The 14,689-nt window shown below is 55.9% G+C and carries 9 protein-coding genes; 6 read left to right on the top strand and 3 right to left on the bottom strand.

What is annotated here, in order from left to right; all coding sequences use genetic code 11:
• Nucleotides 1-482: 482 nt before the first annotated feature.
• Entirely contained in the window at nucleotides 483-737 is a 255-nt protein-coding gene (locus AC1D06_RS03970) for a hypothetical protein (RefSeq protein ID WP_477877120.1), read from the top strand.
• Nucleotides 738-1,205: 468 nt separating this feature from the next.
• On the opposite strand, the gene AC1D06_RS03965 is transcribed toward AC1D06_RS03970, so the two are convergent.
• Nucleotides 1,206-1,874, bottom strand: a complete 669-nt coding sequence (locus AC1D06_RS03965; protein ID WP_477985361.1) for a LuxR C-terminal-related transcriptional regulator — start codon at nucleotides 1,872-1,874, stop codon at nucleotides 1,206-1,208.
• On the opposite strand from AC1D06_RS03965, the gene AC1D06_RS03960 reads away from it, so the two are divergent.
• Nucleotides 1,758-2,102: a hypothetical protein gene (locus AC1D06_RS03960; protein ID WP_477877192.1), complete on the top strand. Its 345-nt coding sequence runs from the start codon at nucleotides 1,758-1,760 to the stop codon at nucleotides 2,100-2,102. The two genes, AC1D06_RS03965 and AC1D06_RS03960, sit on opposite strands and share 117 nt — an antisense overlap.
• A gap of 133 nt (nucleotides 2,103-2,235) precedes the next feature.
• Nucleotides 2,236-4,947 (top strand): PAS domain-containing protein, encoded by a 2,712-nt coding sequence (locus tag AC1D06_RS03955; protein WP_477985141.1) that lies wholly within the window; start codon nucleotides 2,236-2,238, stop codon nucleotides 4,945-4,947.
• On the opposite strand, the gene AC1D06_RS03950 is transcribed toward AC1D06_RS03955, so the two are convergent.
• Together AC1D06_RS03950 and AC1D06_RS03945 are read right to left on the bottom strand one after the other, a co-directional pair.
• Nucleotides 4,948-5,385: a response regulator gene (locus AC1D06_RS03950; protein ID WP_477877122.1), complete on the bottom strand. Its 438-nt coding sequence runs from the start codon at nucleotides 5,383-5,385 to the stop codon at nucleotides 4,948-4,950.
• Between the two features lie 19 nt (nucleotides 5,386-5,404).
• The gene (locus tag AC1D06_RS03945) at nucleotides 5,405-6,067 is read right to left on the bottom strand and encodes a helix-turn-helix domain-containing protein (protein WP_477877123.1); all 663 of its coding nucleotides are present in this window, start codon (nucleotides 6,065-6,067) and stop codon (nucleotides 5,405-5,407) included.
• A gap of 977 nt (nucleotides 6,068-7,044) precedes the next feature.
• On the opposite strand from AC1D06_RS03945, the gene AC1D06_RS03940 reads away from it, so the two are divergent.
• The 3 genes from AC1D06_RS03940 to AC1D06_RS03930 all read left to right on the top strand — a co-directional run bounded on the left by AC1D06_RS03940 (nucleotide 7,045) and on the right by AC1D06_RS03930 (nucleotide 14,665).
• Nucleotides 7,045-7,521 carry a hypothetical protein gene (locus AC1D06_RS03940; RefSeq protein ID WP_477877124.1) on the top strand — a complete coding sequence of 159 codons (477 nt, stop codon included), beginning with the start codon at nucleotides 7,045-7,047 and terminating at the stop codon, nucleotides 7,519-7,521.
• A 332-nt stretch (nucleotides 7,522-7,853) separates the two neighbouring features.
• Nucleotides 7,854-14,213 (top strand): RHS repeat-associated core domain-containing protein, encoded by a 6,360-nt coding sequence (locus AC1D06_RS03935; RefSeq protein WP_477985139.1) that lies wholly within the window; start codon nucleotides 7,854-7,856, stop codon nucleotides 14,211-14,213.
• Nucleotides 14,210-14,665, top strand: a complete 456-nt coding sequence (locus tag AC1D06_RS03930; RefSeq protein WP_477877126.1) for an ankyrin repeat domain-containing protein — start codon at nucleotides 14,210-14,212, stop codon at nucleotides 14,663-14,665. The genes AC1D06_RS03935 and AC1D06_RS03930 overlap by 4 nt, the downstream gene beginning before the upstream one ends.
• Nucleotides 14,666-14,689: the final 24 nt, after the last annotated feature.

Genomic DNA, 14,689 nt, shown 5'->3' with positions numbered 1-14,689 from the left:
TCAATTGTCTTTATGGATCGTAAATGAACAGCAGCGAATTTGACTATCGTCAGACAGATTCAGAAAAATATCGGAAATAAACCGGTTTCTTTAGAGATTTGTCGCGCGAGTATCGGAATACTGCAGGTAAAACGCGAATATTTCTGAGAAGTTAATGATCCCCATGGGAGTGCAGATCGATAACGTTCGGTCAAGGCGACCCAATTCCCGCTGCGCAATGCGGTTCCGGAATTGCCGTTCCTGAATGGGGTAAAAAAGCGGAATGAGGTCGCAGATGCCACCAGTCTTGCCGGCATCTGACTTCGAGCCGTCGCGTTCTCTGCCGTGAGCCGCTCTTACGCCAGGTTCGTCTCGCGCCGCGTAAGGCGATCACGTCAAGCCTTCTGTCATATAAGTCTCATAGGCCCGCACAGGCGTTGAGTTGTCAGCCCTTGATAAAATGCGTAAAACTCGTATTTTACTCAAAAAGGAGACTGGCAATCATGGCTCAAGCTTTAAGGGTGTCGGCGACTGAGTTCGCTCGCAAATTCACGACATTCAGGGAGCGGGTGCAGTCGGTGGGCGTCATTGAGATCACAGCTCATGACCGCACGATTGGAGGATTCCTGTCTGCAGCTGAACTCAGCCACTATCATGACATGAAAAGGCGTGAGCGCGAGGTTATTCGTGTCAGCGAAATGGATGACGAAACCATGGCGCTGATCATGAATTCTGAATACGGCAAAGCATCCGAGTGAGTTATCCGACCCCGGTTGCAGGTCTTGTCATCCGATACAATTACCTATGGGACAAGGAAAAGAGCGAAGGGTTCTCCTTAGGGGGCAAGGACAGGCCTTGTGCTATTGTCGTGTACCACTCCAGGACCAATGATACGATCGTCGTACCGATCACGCACTCTCCACCCGAACTTGGTGAGGAGGACCTATCTATCGAGGTTCCAGCGGAACTCTGCAGCCAGCTTGGCTTGGACGATGACGCCAACTGGATTCGCGTGAGCGAGGTCAATAGATTCGAGTGGCCCGGCATTCATCTGAGGACACTACCCTCTGATCCAAACCGATATGATTATGGAATGGTCCCGCCAGAACTATTCGAACGCATCAAGGCCAAACTCCATGAGACGATGAAAAAGGGACGGGTGGCTTTGGCTAAACGTTAACAGGAGGGCAATTATCCTCTTTTTCGGGAGGGCCAATGCCACAGACCTAGCGCAGCAGGCCGCGTCGGATCGCCGTTGCGACGGCTTCGACGCGGTTGGATGCACCGAGCTTTTTGGTCGCCGATTTGAGATAACTGTTGATCGTTTCGGTCTGATATTTTGAGACTTCGGCAATTTCCTCGCTGGTCAATCCGGTGCTTGCGAGCTCGAGGCAGGTGATCTCGCCAGGGGTCAGCTTCAGAACTTTTTCAGCGAAGCGGTCCATAAGCGGTTTTGTCAGGGTGCGGTGAAGAGGCTCGGCGGTCATGATCAAAAACTCGGCCTCTCCGGTGGTGAACGGCCGGGTGTTGGTGAAGCATACGCCTCCGTAAACCTTTCCCTCGCGGGCGATCGGAATGAAAAACCGGTTTCGTATTTCAAAGAATTGCATGAGGCTTTCGAGCCGCGGTGACGGCGGGACCCCGTCGTTGGCCTGTTCTTCGGTAAAGGGCTTGTCTGTCTGCAAAGCTTGTATGACGACGGGATCGGCCTGTCCCAAACCTTCCGAAAAATAGGTTTCGATAAAGGCGGGCGGCATGTCCGTATCGATCGAATGCCCATGCCCGAAATTATAACCGTCGAGATCGAGCCCTCCGACGGCTATGTGCTGGAACGGAACCGCCTTGCGCAGGAATTCTACGACCGAGCTTTCCCGCARCCGCCGTTGCCGTGGCACATCGGAGAGATCTTCGTATTCGTCGAGGGAATTGACCAGCGCGCAGCCAGGCATATGTGTCCTTCAATATTCAATCCGACCGGGCGCGGCACGTCGTCGATTGGCAGCCAGACGACTACCAGTGATTGCTCAGCCTATTCATCGTGGCTTGAGCAAAACTGGTTTTTTGCGCGGCAGAGCCATCGTCCCGCATCCATCTGCAGGCAAGGTGAAGCAGATAGCTTTTGACGGCATGCAGGAGCAGGGGTAGCTCCGGGCGTCGACAGCCTGGGATCGAGCATCGTTCGATGGAGTGGAGGCCGCTTGCCAAGGTAGAAGGTTGCAAGACGTACGGATGGTATCAGAGGCGTTCACGGCTGACATGAGAATTGCGTTCCGGTCGAGCATTTCAGTTGCCCTCGCAGCGGCCGCAAGCTTCTTTATCATTGCCAGCATCAGCATTGCTCTGTCCCGCGCCCATAGCGATTTTGCGCTTCTGTGGCTGGCAAACATCGCAACCGTCGGCTTTTGCCTCCACCGGACGCTTCGGACACAGGCGCTGATCATAGCTGCGTGCTTTGCCGCGGGGGCAACGGCGAACATGATCGCGGGCAGCAAGGTCGTGCCTGCAGTTGCTTTCATGACGGCCAACCTGGTGGAGGTCGGTATTGCCACCTTCCTCATTCAGTGGTTGTTGCGTCGCGGCAATCCCAACCTGAATCCGATGGATTTCACGCGCCTTGTCGTCGTTGCAGCCGCGCTGCCGCCAATGATCAGCAGCTTCACCGCCACCGGCCTTCTGGTGATCGCGGGGATACAACCTGACCCAGGCTTCCTCACGTCGTGGTGGATCGCCGATGCCGCCGGAACGGCCACGCTCCTGCCCGCGATCGTCCTTTTCCCAAGCTGGAAGGCCCCCGACGTTTCCCTGTCTGAGACGCTTTCCAATTTGCTCTTCTTTCCAGCCGTCATTCTCGTCACGGTTCTTTCGGTATCCTACATATCCTATCCGTTCGTCTATGTCGGCCTCGCGATGATGCTGGTTGCCATCCGTTGCCGGCCCTTGTGGACCGCAATCTGTGCTGCGCTTGTCGTCGTGACGATCACGATCTGTGCTTTCGAAAACGTGTTCAGCTTCGCCGATGGTCCAGGTGCCATTGGCAATGCCCTGCATCTGCATGCAGCCGTCGCCGTTCTCCCGGCGATCGTGTTGAGTCTGGTCCTCGATAACCTTCGGCTTGAGAAGGAGAAGGCGTTCGCAGCAGCCGATCAGTTTCGCAGGGTGATGGAAGACTCCGCCGTTGGCATGGCGCTGGTGACGGGAACCGGGGGCATCACGAAAGTCAACCGAGCCTTTGCCGAAATGCTGGGCTATTCCGCCCATGAGCTCGAAACGCTACGCGTCGCCGACATCACGCATGACGATGACCTCAAGCTCGGCGCCGACACGTTCGCCAAGATCGCCCACGGTCAACTGGATCGGTTCCGCTTCGAGAAGCGCTATAAGCGCAAGGACGGCTCAACCTTCTGGGCGCTGCTCGCCGGATCTGTCATCCGATCGCCTGACAAGGGCTACTATACCATCTCCCAGGTCGAAGATATCGACGCTTCGAAGCGATACCAGGCTGCGCTCGAAGCCATGGAAGAGCGATGGCAGCTCGCATTCTCGGCCGCCAAGCAGGGGGTCTGGGATGCAAACCTGGCGACCGGGAAAACCTATTATTCGCCAACCTGGTGTTCGATGTTGGGTTATGATTGTGCGGAAGTCGGGGACGATGGCGGCCGCTGGCTGGACCTTATGCATCCAGACGACCGGGAGGAAGCCATCGCGCTCAACCAGAACCAGATCGCCGCCAAGAGCGCCGATTTTGAGGCCCGGTTCCGTATGCGTCACAAGGACGGACGGTGGATCTGGATTCTTGATCGGGGCCTGGTGATCGAGAGAAGTTCAGAGGGCAAAGCGCTGCGGATGGTCGGCACCCATACCGACATTACCCACCAAAAGGAGATTGAAGAAGAAATCCTGCTTCTGAGCGAGCGCACGAAGCTCGCCGTCCAGGCCGGCGAGGTCGGGTTGTGGCATTGGGATCCCCAGGCCGACAAACTATCGTGGGACGAGCGGATGCACGCGCTCTACGGAACCGATCCGGCGACCTTTGCCGGTATGTCGGACAGTTGGTCCGATCGGGTTCACCCGGACGATCTGCCGCAAACAACGGAGCTCCTGAACAGAGTCATTGAGGGCGACGCCAAGTTCGATGGAGAGTTTCGGATCATCACACCCGAAGGTGAGCTTCGCCATATCCGGGCGCTTGCCCTGCTCACCCGCAACGAGAAGGGCGATCCCAAAATGCTGATCGGCACGAATTGGGATATCACCGTCCAAAAGCAGCTGGTGGAGCAATTGTCGCAAGCCAATATGCGGCTGAAGGAATTCGCTTCATTTGCGTCTCACGATCTTCAGGCACCCTTGCGCCACATCCGCCTGCAGACCGAATTGCTGGAGGCCGAACTCCGGCACGGACAAAATCCGGAGCTAAGCAAGTTCGTCAACGCAATTGCCTCGAAGTCAGGCTATCTGCAGGAGCTCATCAAAAATCTGCTGACCCTGGCCAAGGCGGCTGACGATATCGCGGTGGAACCGATTTCTTTGGTTCCCGTCATCGAGAATGCCATCGAGATCGTTTTGCCTGAACTGCGCCAATCCGGTGGCCGGATCGACTATGGCGAATTGCCGGATGTCGTCGGCGACGAAATCCTGCTTCGGCAGGTGTTCCAGAACCTGTTCGCCAATGCGATCAAATATCGGTCCTCCGCCTCTCCAAGGATATCCATCGGTGTGGAGCGATCCGAAACCGATACGATTGTCAGCGTTGCCGACAACGGTATCGGCGTCGAGGCCAGATACAAGGATTACATATTCGAGGTTTTCAAACGCGTCCCCAACCGAAACGTCGCAACCGGCTCGGGGCTTGGCCTGTCGCTCTGCCGCCGTATTGTGGAAGCCCATAGCGGCGAATTGTGGCTCGACTCCTCCGGCCCTCAAGGCAGCGTCTTCAAAATTCGATTGCCGGTCGCTCCTCAAACACAGTGATCAGAGGAAATCTTCCGGGCTGCCTGGCGTGTTGTCCCTTAAATATTCGCTGAGAATGTATCTCAGGCTGCCGGGATCGATTTCGTCCTTGCCCATGCGGAAATCGACGCCGTAATCGCGGAATTTTTGAAAATACTCTCCGCCGATATCCGTCGAAATCACGCCGATCGGGCCGATATAGCCGCTCTGCCTGAGGACCGGCACCGTTTCGCGGAAGTCGTTGTTCGGCAGCAGCTGGTTGTCGACCAGGATGATATCGATGGTCGACTTGCGCAATTCATCAAGTGCCTCTTCGATCGAAATGGCATATTGCAGCGCAATTTCGCTGTTGGGCGCAAGCGACATCCTCTGCTGCAGGTAGTCGAACTCTTCCGGATTGTCGTCGACAAACAGAATCGAGATCGGCTTGGGTTGATGGCCTGTCGCGGGACGATCCATGAGAAATGACTCCGTTTGACTAAATGTACCCCAGGCGAATGGACTTGGCGACGAATTGCACCCGATTGACCGCATCGGTCTTCTTCATCGCCTCGGTAATGTGATCGTTGACGGCATGTTGCGACAATCCCAATATCACCGCGATTTCGGCCGACGTCTTTCCACGCGCGGTCCATCGAGCGATCTCGATTTCCCGCTCGGTCAAAGAAACGGACGCGGCCGTCGAGACGGTCAGTTCGAGAAACCGGGCCAGAATGCCCTGGAATTCGAGCATCTGAGACGTGAAATCCAGTCCCGATGCGTAGGATTTGCAATTCACCAGAATGAGCAGCAGCGGCGAGCCATTCTTCGTCGCCATCATCAGTGAAACGGCATTGGGGGCGCCGAGATTGTCCAAGGGCGATGTTTCCCCGTCCTCCGAACTCCAATGGCTGAATCGCATGCTTGCAAGCGTGTCGATCTTCGCGAGGGCCCCGGGTTCGGAAAGGAAACGATCCAGCCTTGCCTGCGAGAAGTTGTCGAAGACGATGGATTCCGCCAGGCCCTTTTTTAAGGCTGCGTCGAAATCGAGCAACACGAAGCCCTCGATCGAAAAGAGGTCACAGGCCATCCGCAAAACACGAAAAATGTCTGTTTTCGTCTGCGCTCGTCTTAGTTCCCGATGATAGACGCCGTCATCCATTTGACAATCTGTCCTGTATTCCCGCTGATCGAGGGCTTGCCTGTTGTTCTCTGACCTAAGACCGAGCCGCGGGCTTCCTTTCGATGATGTTTGCAACACCCGCCTGGCGGGCCGCCTATCCTCGTTCGACTCCCAAGGCTCGACTCAAGACCTGCCCTGATCGCCGATATGTCCATTTGATAGCCAGCCGACTCATGGCCGTCAACGCGGCCGGAGGACCGGCTCCGAAAACACTGATCTCATCGGCTTGGATTGTAACGGAGGATCGCTGGTGAAAAGGCCAAATCATGCAGCGATCGCCTACAGCTTCTCAGGCAGAATATGTATCCGGATGAGTTCGTTGTTTAGGCGTGTCCCTGTGTGAGCGGGATTCTCGACGCAAGTGTCCCGCGCCGGAGGCGTCGCGGTCAGCCAGATTGTTCGGTCTGAAAAGGGATTTCAAGTCGGACAGGTTCGCCGCTTTCGTGTCGCGATCCTGATGACGCTATGGCCGTCTGCGCTTGCGGATGTCAAATCTTGAGAGTGGAAACATGCGGGCAGGTATCAAGTTCGAGGGGTTTACTCGAAAGATATTGGGGCATCTTTTCCTGAGGGGTTCCTGCCCGCACGGGTTGTTCTTAACGGCTTCGCGGCGCGGGTTCAACAGCAAATATGGTCGAATCCGGGATGTGCGCACAATTTGATCGCCGGCTATACACGTTGCGAGGCGCCCCGGCAGGTGTGTTCTTCCCCGCCGGCGCAGAAGATGGCACAGACGCAATACAGTCCGTCAGCAGTGACAATGCCTTCAAAAGTTTGAGAAATCGAAAATGGATGGCGGCGGATAAGAACGATGATTCCGTTTCCAATCACACGCCCTGCCATGCGACCCCATGACGCAGGGAAATACCCCACCTCCTGGGCGGCCGGCTTCTTGCCCTGTGGTTGATTGCATGTGCACATGCGTCCGGTGATTTTACTATGCATGGAGAGGCGATATGTTGAGGGGACTGACATTAGGGGCAGCGCTTGTGGCGCTGTCGAGCATTCCGGCTTTTGCGAGCACGCTCGACGGACGGATCGTGTCGCTCGACAGCGATCTGCGGCAGCTGACGCTGGAGACGGGCGAGACGCTTAATTTGACTGATACCGTTTCGATGGATCAGCTTGCCATCGACCAGATCGTGCACGTGACCTGCACGGATGGAACGACGGATGCGATCAGCGTTGAGGTGACGCAGGATCCGCCGCCGGTGACCACGGCGGATGTGTCGACGGACGATACGACCTCTCAAGGGGCAACCGACACGACTGGCGACACGTCCGCGACGACAACCGCCACGGACACGACGACGAGCGATAGTTCGGTAACGACGACGGATACCACGGCCACGCAGACCGACACTTCGACGGTGACCGACCAGGGCACCGCCGACAACACCACGGTCACCGACCAACAAAGCACGCAGCAATAGGCTGTCCACTTCGGCCGCTGCAGCGAACATTCGCCAAGCGTCTGCTGAATTCGATGGTCTTCCGACTCAGATCCAGCCTTTTTTAATTCCGGCGACAGATTGGTTGCCGGGCTGGGTATTTGTGCCCTCAGGGTGCTCATGCTCCCGTATTGCCTGTGCGCTTTTGTCGCAACACGTAAGAAAATCTGATCTCAATCAAAGTATTGAAGAATGTTGTCATATATGTTTTTCGATCTTTTCTAGGTGCCTATGCACAACCAAATATTGCTGATCTAAAAATTACCATGATAGCAATTCCGCGGGGATTTTTGTACCTAGAGGGGCGATCCGGCATGCGTCGATCGATTGGTTTTTCGTGCTTTTTTGTCAAGTTCGCAGCATTCTCCGGCTTGGCGTTGTATGCCAGCGGCGCGGCTGCATCGATCGACGCTCGGCAATCCTTGCCCGTACCACTCCCGCAATACACAAGCCCCGGCTTCCCTGCACTCGCCCTTCAATCCGATAAGGACATCGTGCGGGCTCTCCGTCTTCACGCTACGCGGCTTGCCGGGCTCGAAGGGCTGGTCCATGTCGCGGACGACGATACGCTGGCATCGACCGACGATCCATCCGACCCGACGCAGAAGCCAGTCATGGAAGCGGCCAAGGTGCCGGATATCGGCGGCGCCGGAACGCTGGGGTATGACTATAAGCTCGACCTCCCCGATTTTCATGGCATCGAGCCCAATGTCACCCTCAATTACTCATCAAACCGCAAGACGCGGCTGGGCGGCACGTACCAGGGCTGGCTCGGTTACGGCTGGGGTTTGAACGGCTTCGACGTCATCGAGCGGACACGGCAAAAAGGCGGCGTTCCGTCGTTCGACAATGCCCAGGACACGGTTCAGTTTAACGGCGAAGAGCTTGACGTCTGCTCCGGTAAGAACCCGGTTGCCGCCGAAGTCGTTGTGTCGAGCACCTCCAGCGCATCCTGCACCGCGGGCGGCACGCATGTCACCGAACACGAGAATTATCTCAAGATCGTCCACCAGGGCGGCAATACCGCCGGCAATACTTGGACGCTAACGCAGCGGGATGGCACGCAGATTGTGCTCGCCACTGTCGGTGATCTCAGCGGGTATGTAGCGGGCAGCGGCGACGACAGACTTGCCTATAAGGCGCGCTGGCTGGTGCAATCGGTTACCGACATACACGGAAACCAAGTCACCTATGCCTACGATTGCCCGACGCTGCCGGTCTGTTATCCGTCGACGATTTCCTACAACGGCACCATCGTCCACTTCTACATGGTGGACCAGAACAAATATCTTTCCACGGCCAACGGCGTTGGCATGTCGAACATCAAGAAACAGCTGAGCGCCGTTTCTGTCACGACATCTGGTTCGATGGTGGCGGCATGGGCGTTCAACTATGCAACCGAGAGCGATCTTGGGACTTTGCGCCTTTCAAGCGTCACCCGTTATGGCAACGACGCCACCGTGAGCGGGGGAGCCGTCACGGGTGGCACCGTGATGCCCGCGACGCAGTTTACCTATGCCAACTACAACGGATTTTCTTCTGTTCAGCAAGTCACCAACATGACAGGGGGTGGTCAGGCTGTGCCGGTCGATGTAGACGGAGACGGCGTTTCCGAGATCCTGTGGACGACCCAGAACGGCACGTGCAACTACTCGCTGTATTATGTTGATCCCACAAACCGGGCGAATGTGCAAAGTCAGGCACTGAGCACGCCATGCTACCTCTACATGGGCGATGGCGCGCCTCGCTTCAGCATCGGCAATTTCGGCAGCAATCTCAAAGAAACGCAGCTTCTGTTCCGGAAGGGCCTTAACAATCCATCTCAGAGCATCGAATCGCCGGTCGACAAAGTGGTGAAGTTGGCCCGCTTGAACAACTTCCAGCCCTCGACGACGGATTGCTCGGCGATCGACAGCAGCAATCCGATCAGCGTTGATTGCAACAAGAGCAAGGACAGTTCGCAAACCCTCGACGTCGATGGCGATGGGCGCGCCACGCTGCAAACCACCTATATCGATAAATCCACTCCCGCTTACACGAATGTCTACATCGCCCCTGGAGACAATCCGACAATCGTTACGGTGGGCACGGCCAATTTATATGACGATGGCCGCCAAGAGACAGTGGTGGCACAGCCCGATGGCCTCTATGCCCACCAAAAGGTGTTCGGCGGCGTACTGGCGCTGACGAAGATTTCCAACATAGTGGGCTGCATTCCGACCTCTGACGGCACCACAATCCTGAAGCCGGACTGCCGTGTGGGGGATGTCAACGGTGACGGTATAGACGACGTGGTCAATCTGCTGACCAAGAAATACAATACCTTCAATCAAGGTAGCGTTGTCTCCACTGAGATAACAATAACGCTGAACGTCTATCTCGGCACGGGCGCGGCGGATGGCGTGAACGGCCTCAAACTGGCCTACAGCGCGCAGCTGCAAGACACGAGTTCGGTGACTCCGCATAGCCCGACGTTCTCATCGGACCAGAGCGGTATTGCCGACCTCGATGGCGACGGCAAAGCCGAAATCATGATCGACAAGTATACCAACGGCAAGTACGTGTCGTATATCGAGCGTCTCATGCAGACCTCAAGCGGCTATGCGCTCGCCGACGATACTGTGTTCAACAATCATATGGTCGGGAATATCGCTGACTTCGACGGTGACGGCATTGCCGACATGATCGGGACCGGCAATGCTCTGGATTGCAGCTGCCACCACATCCGCTGGGGCCAGAGCAGCCAGACGGGCTATGTTCCGAACGCGCTCATGTCGGTGCGCAGCGAAACCGGCGCCAAAGTCACGTTCAATTACAAGCCGTCGACCGCCTACGCCAACAATTTCCTGCCGTTCGTGCTGCAGACGATCGGCCAGACAGTGGCCGACGATGGCCGCGGCAACACCTCGACGACATCCTACACTTTCTCTGGCGGCCTCTACGATTCCGTCCCGCGCAAGTTCCTTGGCTTCCAGCAGCAGACCAAGACGTTGCCGAGGATCGCCGCCGACGGTTTGGCGCCCAGTGTCGTGACGACCTACGACCAGAGTATACAAAACAGCGGTTCGCCGCTCACGAGCGTCTTCTACGAGAATACCGCCAGCGGGTCGACTTGGCGCAAGATCATTGCCCATCGTTGGACGTTGCAGACGTCCAAGCCCTATCGGGCGACGGATACGGCTGACTGGTTCTACACCAATGACGGCGGTGTGGCGCGGACGCTCAAAGTCATCAATGACTACGATCCTTACAACAATGTCACGACCAAAACCGCTTTCGGTTTGATATCGCCTGGCGTCGCCGCCTCGGACGTAATCACGGGCACGGCGCCTGGAAACAATGCCGACACCGATATCGCGGGCGACGGAACGCAGACCGTGGTTTCCTTCGCGCCAAATACATCCAAATATATCGTCTCGCTACCCTATAAGACGATCGTCTACAACGCGCCGGCCAACGGCAGCCAGATCAAGCGAACCACGGCGGTCTATCCGGATGGCAACAGCACACCAGTGCTCGGCAACCCGCCGATCTCGACCGACCTGGTGCAGAGCACAATCTTCAAGGACGTAACCGATACCACCACCGCGGAGACAACGAACTACGTCTATGATAGTTACGGCAACCGGACAAAACAGACAGATTCGCTCGGCAATGTCACCAGGTGGACTTATGACACCACTTACAACCTCTTCCCGGCAACCGAAACCAATGCCCTAACCCAAACAACCACGTACACCTACAATCCGGTCTGCGGAGCGATCCGAAGCCAGACCGATCCGAACGGCATCGAAATCGATACGTTCTACGATGTCTTCTGCCGGTCGCAGAAAGTCATAAATCAGAACACCGGCGCCTATACGATGACAACCTTCACCAATGAAGGGAATTTCGGCACCAACGGCCTTCTCGGCAGCGGCACCGCGGCACCGAGCCTCGTCACCCAGGCGCCCGTATTCGACAGTTACGACAGTAGTGGCCATGCGGTGGAAAAGCTTACCACAACGACCCAGTATTTTGACGGCTTCGGCCGCATCTATCGCGCCGTGAAGACCGGCGACAGCAATTCACCCACGTCGACCGTCAATACCGAATATGACCCCCGCGGCAATATCAAATCGCAAACCCTGCCGACGGGAACGCAGTATGTCGCCACCTACGATCACGATTGGGGCAACCGCCTGATCACGGTCACCCGTCCAGATGGGCAACATGTGCACATCGACTATAGCAATGTCGCCAATGACAACGAGGATCACAGCCTCCCGACATCGAACCTGCTTCTCGGTCAGAGAACGGTCACCAACGAGAAGAGCAGGGTGACGCAATCGACCTACACAACGGCCGGCGATATTGCATTGCTCAAAAAGAAGGGCCCCAGCGACACCAGCTACACGCTCAAGCTAGCCGCCACCTACACACCGCTGCACCAGCTGCTGAACGTGCAGGACGCTGGCGGCGCGACATGGTCCTACATCTATGACAATGCCGGCAACCGGAAGCAGGTATCCGATCCCGACATGGGGGCTTGGAACTATACCTATGACAACGACAACAATCTCGTCACGCAGGTGGATGCGCGCGGCAAGACGTCGATATTTGCCTATGACAAGCTGAACCGCGTGACGACCGACACGGTTGCCGGCGCCGTCATCGTCTCCAACACATATGACGAACCGACGTCCGATAATAGCATCGGTCACCTGACGACGGCCACAAACGGTCTTCTTGCCACCGACCAGGACTTCGCCCAGCAGCAGTTCTTCTACGATGCCAATGGCATGGTCACCAGGAAGAAGACCACCATCGCCTGGGCGGCCAGCAAGAGTATCGTCCAGAACGAGGTTACCACCTACGATCCGCAGTCCAAGCTGATCACCGGCAAATCCTATTCGGCACAGGACAATAACGGCAATACCCTGAGTGCTGGCGCATTGACGGTCGGCGCCACGACCGATCCCTGGACCTACACCATCAAGGGCGAGGTGCAGCATATTCCGGGCTATGTCAGCCTGAACTATGAGGCAGACGGCCAGACCACCTCGATCCTCTACAACAACAATGCCAAAACCACCTATGCCTATGATCCCAACAGACGTTGGGTCACGAGCAGACTGACCATGCTCGGCACGACAACACAGCTGATCTCAGACACATATCAGCATGATGCCTCCGGCCTGATCACCAACATCAATGATTTCAACCCCGATGGGAGCCCAAATGCGGCAGACACCTGGACGTACACGTATGACGGACTGGAGAGGCTGACATCGGCAAAGAACACTGCTCAAGACGCCTATTCGGAACCGAGCTTCACCTATACGGACAACGACAACATCTGGACCCGCTCGCGCGGAAACCTCACCTTCCACTATAGCGGCCTGAACGGCCTGACGCCGCACCAAGTTTCCTCGATCAGCGGCAGCTCGGTCAACTTCACCTATGACGCGAACGGCAACATGACACTTGATGATGCACGTAGCCTGCAGTGGGATGCCGCCAACCGTCTGAAGCAGGTAACCATGACCGTCGGTGGTCTCGTGACCAAGTTCGTCTACGGGCCGGATGGGGCGCGCGTGAAGAAGGCGCCGGCGACGGGGCTCTACACCCTCTATCCGGACGCCAAGACTGAAATCTCCATCGATCCAAGCACCAGCATTGCGACATTCACACGCTATCCCTTCGGCGACCTGATGATCAGGGGAACGACTACAGGAACGACCAAAGAGTTCCTCATGCGCGATCACCTTGGCTCGGTAAAGATGGTGCTGAAGGACACCGGCGCGATCGACCCATCACCCACTCGATACGCCGCCTACGGCGAACCGACGAACCCACTCATACCCAGTCAGGTCCAATATATCGGTGAACGCTACGACACCGAAACTAAGCTTATGTACCTCAATTTCCGGTACATGGATCCGATCAAGGCGCGATTTGTTTCGCCGGACAATTGGGACCCAACCAAAGATGGTGTCGGAACGAATAGGTACGCCTATGCAGAAGACGATCCGATTAATCATGCCGACAATGATGGGCATAGCCTAAGCGGGACAGAGACTGACGATGACGAGTCTCCGCAAATGCGGACGGATTCCGGAGCCAAAGAAGGTAGTGGCAGTGTAACTTCTCAAKATGAGAAACAGAAACTGCAAAACGATGACACAGAAGTTGCAGACGCATATGTTGTCTGGGGACATTGGAAGAGTAAAGCAATACCTCCTGAGAAGTCGACAAATCCCCTCGGACATGCATCTATCGTCGTAGATCGCTTCGGTGTATTTTCATTCGAGACGGGTACAAAACTTGGCTCTGACCCAGGCGATTTTTTGGGAAAGCAGGCCCAGCAACGTGATCAGGACATCTATTCAATAAAAACAACTCCTGAACAGGATCAAGCAATTGTTAAAAACTTAAAGGAAATGGCCAAGCAGCCGTATGACCTTTTCCATAACAACTGCGCTAACCGGACGCTCTCGGCAATTGACCGTGTGGTTTCGTTGAAGGACAGCATCTTGGACGGTCTTACAGGGCCAATAAAAGGCAGTGACACTGGCCTATCACCCTGGGGTGTGGGCTGGAGATTGGGCACAGCTGGTTATCCGGACCTTTCTGTGCCGGTGGGAACAATGAGTGGCCAGCAAATACTTGACCGTATAGGGTATAAGCCATGAGGGCGCACATCATATCAAGATTTTATTGTGTGTTGTTCATTGTGTTGCTCGGAGCATCTCCTGCCCGAGCTTGTGAGCGTGCGATTGACATGTTGGATGCAGTTGCCTCTGGCTCGGCCGATACTTTAGAGAGCATCCTCAAATCAGGGGAAAATCCGAATTGCAGAGGCCCCGATGGCGATACCCCGTTAGGGGCCGCTGTATCCAACCGAGATATTCCGGAGATCAAAATACTTCTTAAATATAAAGCTGATGTGAATCAGACAGAGGGAGGAATAAGTCCGCTCTTTAGCGCCGCTTTGGCAAATTGTGTTCAATGCGCAACCATATTAATTGACGCAGGCGGGAAGTTTATCGCCGATGAAACGCAAGTAGAGTCTTTGCGAAGATACAGACATATAAAGGACAGCAAGTTCTGGACAGGCATAATTGAGGGCGCCGGTTCGAAATGACTTGACCTGAGGTTACGATCCATT

It is taken from the genome of Rhizobium sp. P2_G2 (assembly GCF_056403555.1).
The sequence above is the reverse complement of the archived record's forward strand: the minus strand, read 5'-3'. Positions and strand labels throughout refer to the sequence as shown.

What these genes read in the sequence shown, in the direction of transcription:
- AC1D06_RS03970 (WP_477877120.1), top strand. Translation starts at nt 483, where the DNA reads ATGGCTCAAGCTTTAAGGGTGTCGGCGACTGAGTTCGCTCGCAAATTC.
- AC1D06_RS03950 (WP_477877122.1), bottom strand. Translation starts at nt 5,385, where the DNA reads ATGGATCGTCCCGCGACAGGCCATCAACCCAAGCCGATCTCGATTCTG.
- AC1D06_RS03930 (WP_477877126.1), top strand. Translation starts at nt 14,210, where the DNA reads ATGAGGGCGCACATCATATCAAGATTTTATTGTGTGTTGTTCATTGTG.
- AC1D06_RS03940 (WP_477877124.1), top strand. Translation starts at nt 7,045, where the DNA reads ATGTTGAGGGGACTGACATTAGGGGCAGCGCTTGTGGCGCTGTCGAGC.
- AC1D06_RS03955 (WP_477985141.1), top strand. Translation starts at nt 2,236, where the DNA reads ATGAGAATTGCGTTCCGGTCGAGCATTTCAGTTGCCCTCGCAGCGGCC.
- AC1D06_RS03945 (WP_477877123.1), bottom strand. Translation starts at nt 6,067, where the DNA reads ATGGATGACGGCGTCTATCATCGGGAACTAAGACGAGCGCAGACGAAA.